Source organism: Phocaeicola sp., assembly GCF_048170425.1.
Classification (GTDB): domain Bacteria; phylum Bacteroidota; class Bacteroidia; order Bacteroidales; family Bacteroidaceae; genus Phocaeicola.
This window is the reverse complement of record NZ_DBEXBB010000282.1, coordinates 1-8,294: the sequence shown is the minus strand read 5'-3', so window position 1 is coordinate 8,294 and position 8,294 is coordinate 1. Positions and strand designations below refer to the sequence as shown.

The following is an 8,294-nucleotide window of genomic DNA, read 5'->3' as shown; positions in this document are numbered from 1 at the left end:
GAAATGAAGGAGTATATTGCTTCGTTGCTGTAAGCTGGATTTAAGAAGAAATAAAAAGAAGGGGCGTCTCAAAATAAAAGGAGACGCCCCTTCTTTTTTTCAAGCGCTTTTGCGACTTATATTTCATTTAAAACGTCCTTGTGTTTTTCTTCAAACATTGAAGCGTTTTGGTTGACACGTACTTGCGTTTAAGAGTAAACTCCGAAGCGTTTTTCGCACACGTTTTATTCAATGTGTCCCCCTGTGAATCTCACCGGATGTTTTCCCTTGAAATCTTTAAAATACAATTTGATTTCTTTCATGTCCTTTTCTATGTCGCCCGTCGGTATGAGGTATTTCTCTGCCTTGATACATTTCTTTTCATAGTCTATTCCAATCAACACGATGGGAATCTGGGCTCCTAAGGCAATATAATAGAATCCTTTTTTCCAGTCAGGATTTGCCGAACGTGTTCCTTCTGGTGTAATGGCCAGATGGAATGTCTCACTTTTTTCAATGCGTTGCACCAGTTGGTCTACCATGGAAGTGCGCTTGTCACGGTGTACGGGGATACCTCCCATTTTTCGGAATATGATTCCCAGTGGGAAGAAGAACCATTCCTTTTTCATCAGAAAACCCGATTCACGTCCTATGGCTGTGATAAACAGTTTCCCGATGAACAGGTCCCAGTTGGTGGTATGCGGAGCCGCACAGATGATGCACTTCTTAAAATCAGGTACACTTACTTCTGCTTTCCAGCCCAGCAGTTTGTGGTAGATAAACCGGCAGATAGCTTGTTTCATGTGCTGTTATTTCGACAGTTCTTCCAGTTTCTTGAACACGTTGTCTACTTCAGCATTGAAGTCAGCTCTCAGTTTCTTGTAGAACAGTTTCACGCTGCCCGGTTCTGTGTGGCTGATGCGGCTGATGATGTCATTACGCAGGTTGATAATCTGCAGGAATACTTCGCTGTAAGCTTCCCGTTTTTCTGTATTTGCGTTTGCCGATTCCACCAGGCAGAGTCCTGCTGCTAGTTCTGTAATATAATTGACTGTTTTTTTCAATGATCTTCTACTAGCCATAATTCTAAAGTTTTTAGTTAATAAAAATGATTATGGTGTAAAGATACGATTTCTTTTGGAATATCCATGAGGAGGATGGTTCTTATGCATAAAAAACATTCCATACTATTCCGGCAGCCTGTGTTGAGAGTGAAGAAATGGCTACCGGAATGTATGGAATGAAATTAGTAAAGAGAGATTTAATCAGCCTTTAAAGGCTGTATGTTAATTTGCAAATAGCATGTTGAATTCCTTTTTCAGCAGATGTTTCTTGGCTGTTACTGCTGCACTTCTTCCCGGTTCGATACCTTCATTGATGGTGAATTCCATTACTTTTGTAGCTCCTGTCAGCTCATCACCGATGTTATTATCTGGTGTGTTTATAGGAAAGACACCGGATGCCGGATTGCTTCCAGATTTAGGGGTAACAGCTATACCCTTGTAAGTAGCTCTGATGGTGTAGTTTGTAGCAATGGAAGGATCACAGTTTTCAAACATATTTACCCAAACTTGATAAGTTCCTTTTTGCATGCAGTCTGCTTTGAAGAAAATATTTTCACTATTTTTCCCATCAATATCGCAGGCAGCGTTAGAGTCGATGTCCAATCCGATTTTTCCCCATTCAATGTCTGGCTCATTTTCATAATCACCATTCTCCAACCAGTCATTGACAATCTGATATTCTTCTGAGTAATATGGGAAAGGCTGGCCGAAATAAATAATATTTCCATTAGGCTCTACTACATACAAATCCACGTCTTTTTCGTTGCTGAAGCGCAGGTTTACTTGTAAATCGCCTGTTCCGGCTTCTATGTAGTTGGTCTGACTGGTAAATTTGGTGGAAATTTCACCTTGTTTGTTGACTGTAGTAAACTCAAGAGTGAAACTACTGCTCAGCTTCTGGCTTAGCAATACAAGTACGGTATAAGTATAGATTTCTTCTGTTGTAGCTCGTCCTTGTGCGGTTGCTGGAGCATCTAGTTTCACCTTCAGATATCCGGACTCTCCTTGTACACCAATGTTAACATAATCCAGTTCTTCATAAGATTTTAATGTGAGATAAGATGTTCCTCCTGGAAGTGCGGCTTCATCGAAAGTCGCAGCTTGAAGCATGGAAGTTTCTCCTACGGGAAGACTCCCTTCAGTATATTCACCATTATTTACGTCAATGAACTGGTCTTGTAATGTGCTCTTTCCTGGTTCGTCATCATTGCCACACGAATACATAGCCATGGCACAGAATACGATACTAAATAGTTTGATAAGTTGTTTCATAGTGTTTTCTTTCATTTTATACGCTTATTCCCCCGATGCGAGTAAATGAAGATGCGGGCGCAGGGAATATTCCCCTTTGTAAGGAATGGGCTCGCTTTCTGATTTTTTAGTTCCTGATATTAGGACTTTCTCTCTTTCACTTTTTACAAATGTAGCACTACTTATGTTCCATTGCAAATGAAAGTATTTCTTTATTCTTTCTAATTGTTTTGTTTTTGAGGCTATTTGTGTAAAATAGTTGATTATTCGGGTGAAAATTTTGTGATACTTTTATTCGTAAATTTTCTACCTTTGTAACAGTGGAGTAGAAATGTTATGAAACGAATATTAATTTGTATAGGTATAGCCCTGCTGTTGTTGCTACTATTGGCTGGTGGGTTATGGATTTTTCGCAATCGTATTTTAAATTGTTTGGCAGAGAAAAAAATTTCCCAGATAGAACAGCGGTACGGACTGGAAGTGCATTATGATGATTTGCGCTTTGAAGGGACCGGATGTCTTTTTTTGAATGGACTATCAGTCGTTCCCGAGGAGAGAGATACATTATTGACTCTTCGGTCGGCTATGCTCAACTTAGGCTTCTGGCAATTGCTGAAAGGAAATATAGAGGTGATGAATGTAGCTATGGATGGGTTGACAGTAGATTTTGTCAAGGAAAACCAGAAGGCCAATTATGATTTTTTGTTTCGGGGTAATCTGAATGGAGAAGAAAAGATGGAACGTCCAGCCGAAAAGGTGGGCTATGACAGACGTGTGCAAACCTTGTTTGATGGTGTGTTCCGTTTGTTACCTTCTGAAGGACGTCTCACCAGCCTGCATATACGCGAACGGAAGGATAGCGATTCTGTCAGTCTGTATGTACCGGAGTTCTGTATTGAGAATCATCAGTTTCGCAGCCAGCTTACTTTTGTAGAAGAAGGGCATACGCAGCATTGGGAAACGGAAGGGGAAATCAATGCTGGTGAACGCCGTGTATCGGTCAGCATTCAAGCATCAGAATTGATTGTACCTTATATTCGTCGCCGGCTGGGGGCAGAAGTGGCATTTGACCGGTTGTGCTTGAGTTTTACACAGCAGAAGGGGGATGGAAAAATCGTACTGTTAGGTCAGACGGAAGTGGACGGACTGAAAGTCTTTCATCGCCGCTTGTCGCCGGAGCGTATAAACCTGGACCATGGAAAGTTGGATTTTCAGTTGAACGTGGAGACACATGCCCTGGAACTGGACAGTTGCAGTACGGTACGTTTCAATGATTTGCAGTTTCACCCTTATCTGCGTGTAGAACCGCCCAGTCATCTCGTTGCTTCTATACATAAACCTTTGTTTCCGGCTGAAGAGCTTTTTAACTCCCTGCCGCATGGTCTTTTTGAGAATCTAGAAGGGATTCGGGTGGAAGGAGAACTGGCATACGATTTCGAACTGGATGCTGACCTGAATTGTCCTGACAGTCTGAAGTTTTATTCCGACCTGCGTCCACAGCATTTCCGAATACTGGGTTACGGAACAACCGATCTTGGCAAGATGTCAGAAGAGTTTGAGTATACGGCTTACGAGAACGAGGTACCTGTACGTACTTTTCCCGTAGGGCTGTCGTGGAATCATTTCCTACCTCTCGACAGTGTACCGCAGTTGATGCGCATGGCTGTGTTACAGAGTGAAGACGGAGGGTTCTTCTACCACCAGGGATTCCTTCCCGATGCCATTCGTGAGGCCATGGTCTACGATTTGAAAGAACGTCGCTTTGCGCGCGGAGGAAGTACAATTTCCATGCAGCTGGTCAAGAACGTGTTTCTGAATCGTCGGAAAAATATTGCGCGGAAACTAGAAGAAGCATTGATTGTCTGGCTGATAGAGCAGAATCAGCTTACCTCAAAGGAACGGATGTTTGAGGTATATCTCAATATCGCTGAATGGGGGCCGGGAGTGTATGGGCTGTTAGAGGCATCTGAATTTTATTTTGGCAAGCGTCCGTCGCAACTGACGCTGGAAGAATGTATTTACCTGGCTTCCATTATCCCAAAGCCGAAGCATTACCGCAGTTCGTTCGAAGCTAATGGAAGGTTGAAAGAAAATCAGGAAGGACATTTCCGGCTGGTAGCCCGCAGGATGGCAGCCAAGGGAGTGATTTCGGAAGCGGCTGCAGAAGGAATCGATTTATCGCGCGTTGTGTTGACCGGAGAAGCCGGAAAATGTTTCGCTGACAGTCTCAGCCTCTCCACACTACAGCCTGTTCCCTGAATTATTCTCCGAGGATGGTAGCCACGATGCGCCGTCCTCCTCCATGGTTGCGGAATTCACAGAGGTAGATTCCCTGCCACGTACCTAAGTTCAGTCGTCTGTCGGTGATGGGGATAGACAGGCTGGCACCCACCAGTGAGGATTTGGCATGGGCAGGCATGTCGTCCCAGCCTTCCAAGGTATGGTCGTACCAGGACTCGCGTTCGCACACCAGGTTGTTGAATATCTTTTCCATATCGCTGCGTACATCAGGGTCACAGTTTTCGTTGACTGACAATCCGGCGCTGGTATGCTGGATAAAAAGATTGAGTAGTCCGGTCTTGGGTAAGGCGGGTAGGTGACTGAGCACTTCGTCGGTCACGAGGTGAAAGCCGCGCGCGCGTGCCCGGAGTGTGAAAGTAGTTTGTTGTATCATAATAATAAACGGTATGAAAGATTACAGATTTTATCTGTTCAAAGATAACACAAATCTTTCAGAAGGAGGGGATATAGCGTGAAAAACCTCCTTTTACCATTCGTTCAGCCATTCGTCCAGTGTTTTCCCATCCGTGAAGAGCTCGGGTTCCAGTGCTTGGATGCGCTTCTTCATCCGTGATTTCTGCTGCGATACGGAGGCGGGTGATACCGCCATGAATACAGCTATTTGCGACACGCTGAAGCCTAATTTGATGAGGATGCAGAGCTGCTGGTCCAGTTCGGTCAGGTTAGGGAAAGCCTCGGTCAGTCGTTCGGTGAAATGCGGATAGATTTCATTGACCAATGTGGCAATCCGGACAAAATCTGCTGGCTGTAGAAAGCGCGGTTTGCTCCGAAGTTCAGCCACTAACGGATGGGTAGAAATCAGTTGTTCGGTCAGTGCTTCTTCTCTTTCTTTGAGTCGCAGCATTTCGGTGGTCAGCTCCTGAAGGTGTGGCGTTTTAAGCGGTACGCTTTTCAGTTGCTGCCAGTGTGCTTCTATCTGCTGCTGCAAATCTTGGTTGGCAAGACTCAGTTGCCGGTTCTGTTCTTCCAGTTGCAGGATGAGCGACCATTGTGCTTCCTGTTCACTGGCTTTCTGAGTAGAGAGTTGCATTTGCAGTTCTTGAATACTTTCATTGTTTTGTGCCATTAATACCTCGTTGTCCTTTAATTGCTTGCTGTACTTTTGCAATTCTTTGGACAGGCGGCGGATGGTGCGTTCTTTCTTCTTCAGGTTCTGCTGATAGAGGATGATAAGCACCAGAATCACTCCTAACAGCAAAGATACAACTACCGCAATGCGGAGTTCCATTTGCTGGCGGTTGATGATGAGTTCGTAATTTCGTTGTTGCAGCTGGGCTCTGGTTTCCTGCTGCCGCAATGCCGTGTTGTGTTTGTCTTTGAGATCTTCTGTAATGGAGTCGCAATACCGTCTGAATACCTGTCCGCTATATGGAAGGCCCATTCTTTCATTTCAATGACAAATCTTGGTTTACTGAGTGTAAGTTCACCATCATGACCATCTATCTTAAACCACTGCTTATAGACTTGTGCAGTAAGTTGAGGATTCCAGGATCCTATTGTTGGCGATAAAGTGATTGCCGATGTTATATTGTCATAAGGTTTCGCATTTACTATGTTCAGCAATGATATGGTAGGGTCTTCGTCCGAATAAGGTTCACAAACTTGTATGATATCATCTTTTGTTCGATTATAGGTTAAATTAAAGTTTATCCATTTATATGATACAGATAATGCAAGGTTTTGGTTGATTACTGGTTTAAGAAATGGATTCCCTGTCTGATAGGTGTATTTGTTGCTATAATATATGTTGCTTCTAAGCATATCGTATGAAGGGTGTGTAATCTCACTGCTGTAACTCAGCTGAACTTGTGTTTTTCCTATAGGAAAGTTTATATTTAATGAAGGGAACACATTGTTGAATGTACGGCTTTGTTCGTCAACATATTTTCCTTGTTCATAATAGTTGAATCTTACATTCTCATATCTTATACCAGCTTGCATATCAACATTGCCAAACGAATGTGTATAATCAATGAAAGTTGAAGTGGAATTTTCCTTTATTCTGCTGTCGTCATTATTCAGGATTCCTTCATTATTTATGTATATGTTGGTTCTGTTTGTATGTGAATATTCATTGCCGAATGACAGATTGCCTTGCCATAATGGATATGATACAATGAGTTTTGCAGCATATAGTGTTCCGTCGTTCTTGTTAAAAGTATTTACATTCATCTCGGTATCTGTATTGGTTATTTCTTTTGTGTGCATACTTTCTTCCTTCACATTTCACATTCCATCAGCATTGAAGTCTATATTCCAGTCACCAATCTGTCCGTTGTAGTAATAGTTCAGGCTATGGCGTGTATAAGGGTATTCTCCAACCATTGTACTTTTATTGGTTTCAAACAAGTTCTCGTCAGCATAGATATTAGTATTGGTACGCCAGTCAGTATAAGTATTGAAGTTTCTGTCTAAATCATATCTTACACCCATGGAGTGTCTCTCATTGAACTGGTAGTTTAGTGAAAGAACGCCTTGGACATTACTATTGGAGTTCTTTCCGTAAGAAGCATCCATTTTCTGTTCCCACAGTTTGTCGAGATAAGTCTTCATGCCAATCTGCTGGTTATTCCCGTTGCGGAATCTGCCTCCGAACAATGTTCCCGACAGATCGAAACCTCCTTTCCGGTAATTGAAATTAAACTGGTCGAAAGTAGTCCACCCGTAAGTCCTTCGGTGTCGGGTTACGAAACGGTTATTAAATCCGAATCCTTCACCTGCAGCTTTCTTTGTAATGATGCGAATGACGGCTTTCACGGAAGCATCGTATCTTGCTCCGGGATTCTTCACAACTTCCACGCGCTTGATTTGTTCGGATGATAACTGGTCAATTTCCGAATTGTCGCGCACCTTGCGTCCGTTGATGTAAATCTCGGCAGTGCCTGAGCCAAATACGTTTACTTCTTCATCTTCCGCAGAAACGCCTGGAATCTTGTTCAATAAATCTTCACCTGTTCCAGCCTTTTCAAGCACGCTACCCGTAACGGTGGTAATCATGGCATCGCCTTTGAGTTGCATCTTGGGCAAATCAGCCTTAACCACCACTTCCCCTAATTGTTGTGTGTCTGATGTCAGCTGTATTATCCCTAAGTTGGCAGGTTGGACGGGTCTGTATACAGTGTTATATCCGATGGAAGAAATACGTACAAGCTGATTCGGTGTGGTGGTATTCAGACTGAATGTTCCGTCTTCAGCTGTGACGGTTCCCGTGACGAAGGTCGAGTCGGGGAGTGTCAGAAGGACTACGTTGGCGTAGGGGAGAGGTTGTTTGTTTTCATCGATTAATTTTCCACTGACGGTCTGTGCGGCTATTTCACCGGCAAATGTGAGGCTGCATAATAGCAGGAGCGCTTTTCCAATTTTGTGCATACGATAACTTGTTTTTCTTATTATTTGCAAAGTGTGTTTGTCTACTATTTTGTGGAGTAGTTTCTGGATTACAAATATAGAAAGAAAAAATTCATGTCTGCGACAAATGGTCTCTACAGACTTATTCCCGATAATTTATGTATATGTGTGATAGCCAGTTGATTAAGAATAATAGTTGGAGTGTCGTATCTATACAAATATATTTTTTGCTTGTTCGCAGACAATTTATATGCACTTTCAATCATCGTTGTTATGAAGTGTATGTCGTTTCGTTTTTCTGCCAAGCGCTTCAATTTTGAAAAACACTAGGCGTAAGATTTCAAGATGTTT

At 42.8% G+C, this 8,294-nt stretch carries 8 protein-coding genes; 1 reads left to right on the top strand and 7 read right to left on the bottom strand.

The window, feature by feature from the left end:
• Positions 1–224: 224 nt before the first annotated feature.
• The 3 genes from ACMJ0U_RS11170 to ACMJ0U_RS11160 form a co-directional block, all read right to left on the bottom strand.
• Positions 225–782, bottom strand: coding sequence for a 1-acyl-sn-glycerol-3-phosphate acyltransferase (locus tag ACMJ0U_RS11170; protein WP_417129992.1), 558 nt, complete (start codon positions 780–782; stop codon positions 225–227).
• Positions 783–788: 6 nt separating this feature from the next.
• Entirely contained in the window at positions 789–1,061 is a 273-nt protein-coding gene (locus tag ACMJ0U_RS11165; protein WP_417129991.1) for a hypothetical protein, read from the bottom strand.
• A 204-nt stretch (positions 1,062–1,265) separates the two neighbouring features.
• Positions 1,266–2,315, bottom strand: coding sequence for a hypothetical protein (locus tag ACMJ0U_RS11160; protein ID WP_417129990.1), 1,050 nt, complete (start codon positions 2,313–2,315; stop codon positions 1,266–1,268).
• Positions 2,316–2,630: 315 nt separating this feature from the next.
• Between ACMJ0U_RS11160 and ACMJ0U_RS11155 the strand changes: the two genes are divergently transcribed.
• On the top strand, positions 2,631–4,553 hold the full coding sequence (locus ACMJ0U_RS11155) for a transglycosylase domain-containing protein (protein WP_417129989.1): 1,923 nt from the start codon (positions 2,631–2,633) through the stop codon (positions 4,551–4,553).
• Between the two features lies 1 nt (position 4,554).
• Here ACMJ0U_RS11155 and ACMJ0U_RS11150 read toward each other — a convergent pair whose 3' ends face one another.
• The 4 genes from ACMJ0U_RS11150 to ACMJ0U_RS11135 all read right to left on the bottom strand — a co-directional run bounded on the left by ACMJ0U_RS11150 (position 4,555) and on the right by ACMJ0U_RS11135 (position 7,964).
• The gene (locus ACMJ0U_RS11150; protein WP_417129988.1) at positions 4,555–4,968 is read right to left on the bottom strand and encodes a secondary thiamine-phosphate synthase enzyme YjbQ; all 414 of its coding nucleotides are present in this window, start codon (positions 4,966–4,968) and stop codon (positions 4,555–4,557) included.
• A gap of 93 nt (positions 4,969–5,061) precedes the next feature.
• The gene (locus tag ACMJ0U_RS11145; protein ID WP_417129987.1) at positions 5,062–5,823 is read right to left on the bottom strand and encodes a hypothetical protein; all 762 of its coding nucleotides are present in this window, start codon (positions 5,821–5,823) and stop codon (positions 5,062–5,064) included.
• A complete protein-coding gene (locus tag ACMJ0U_RS11140) occupies positions 5,802–6,803 on the bottom strand; it encodes an outer membrane beta-barrel family protein (protein ID WP_417129986.1) in 1,002 nt (333 codons plus the stop codon). The genes ACMJ0U_RS11145 and ACMJ0U_RS11140 overlap by 22 nt, the downstream gene beginning before the upstream one ends.
• 18 nt (positions 6,804–6,821) lie before the next feature.
• Positions 6,822–7,964 (bottom strand): carboxypeptidase-like regulatory domain-containing protein, encoded by a 1,143-nt coding sequence (locus tag ACMJ0U_RS11135; RefSeq protein ID WP_417129985.1) that lies wholly within the window; start codon positions 7,962–7,964, stop codon positions 6,822–6,824.
• Between the last annotated feature and the right edge of the window lie 330 nt (positions 7,965–8,294).

Coding starts and splice junctions, on each gene's coding strand:
- ACMJ0U_RS11170 (WP_417129992.1), bottom strand. CDS start 782: ATGAAACAAGCTATCTGCCGGTTTATCTACCACAAACTGCTGGGCTGG.
- ACMJ0U_RS11165 (WP_417129991.1), bottom strand. CDS start 1,061: ATGGCTAGTAGAAGATCATTGAAAAAAACAGTCAATTATATTACAGAA.
- ACMJ0U_RS11160 (WP_417129990.1), bottom strand. CDS start 2,315: ATGAAACAACTTATCAAACTATTTAGTATCGTATTCTGTGCCATGGCT.
- ACMJ0U_RS11155 (WP_417129989.1), top strand. CDS start 2,631: ATGAAACGAATATTAATTTGTATAGGTATAGCCCTGCTGTTGTTGCTA.
- ACMJ0U_RS11150 (WP_417129988.1), bottom strand. CDS start 4,968: ATGATACAACAAACTACTTTCACACTCCGGGCACGCGCGCGCGGCTTT.
- ACMJ0U_RS11145 (WP_417129987.1), bottom strand. CDS start 5,823: ATGGAACTCCGCATTGCGGTAGTTGTATCTTTGCTGTTAGGAGTGATT.
- ACMJ0U_RS11140 (WP_417129986.1), bottom strand. CDS start 6,803: ATGCACACAAAAGAAATAACCAATACAGATACCGAGATGAATGTAAAT.
- ACMJ0U_RS11135 (WP_417129985.1), bottom strand. CDS start 7,964: ATGCACAAAATTGGAAAAGCGCTCCTGCTATTATGCAGCCTCACATTT.